Annotated in this window: 1 protein-coding gene; it reads left to right on the top strand. The window is 72.5% G+C overall.

All coding sequences use genetic code 11. From position 1 onward, the window contains the following. On the top strand, window positions 1-422 hold a 422-nt coding region (locus E2C05_RS33900), incomplete at both ends, for a transposase (protein ID WP_338045243.1).

The raw sequence follows: 422 nt of genomic DNA on the forward strand, positions 1-422 counted from the left end.
CCACCTCGCCACCGACGCCGACACCGGTCAGGTTGTCGCCTCGTTGCTGACCGGCAGGGATGCCGATGACGGCTCGCAGGTCGACCCCTTGCTTGAGCGGGTCGACGGTTCCGTGGCGTCCGTCACTGGCGACGGCGCCTACGACCGGGACGATGTCTATGCCGCGGTCGCGGCGCGGCACCCCAACGCCGCCGTCGTCGTCCCGCCGCGCGCGAGCGCGGTGCCGAGTGCGGCGGCCGAGACCGCGCCGACGCAGCGGGATGCGCATTTGCGCTGTATTGCCGAACGCGGCCGGATGGGTTGGCAGCGCGCGTCGGGCTACAACTGGCGTGCCTTGGTGGAAGCCGACGTCTCACGGTGGAAGCGCGTCATCGGCGGCGGGCTGCGCTCGCAAACGGACGGGCGCCAGGCGACCGAGGTGG

The sequence above is a fragment of the Paracraurococcus ruber genome, from assembly GCF_004353985.1.
GTDB lineage: Bacteria > Pseudomonadota > Alphaproteobacteria > Acetobacterales > Acetobacteraceae > Paracraurococcus > Paracraurococcus ruber.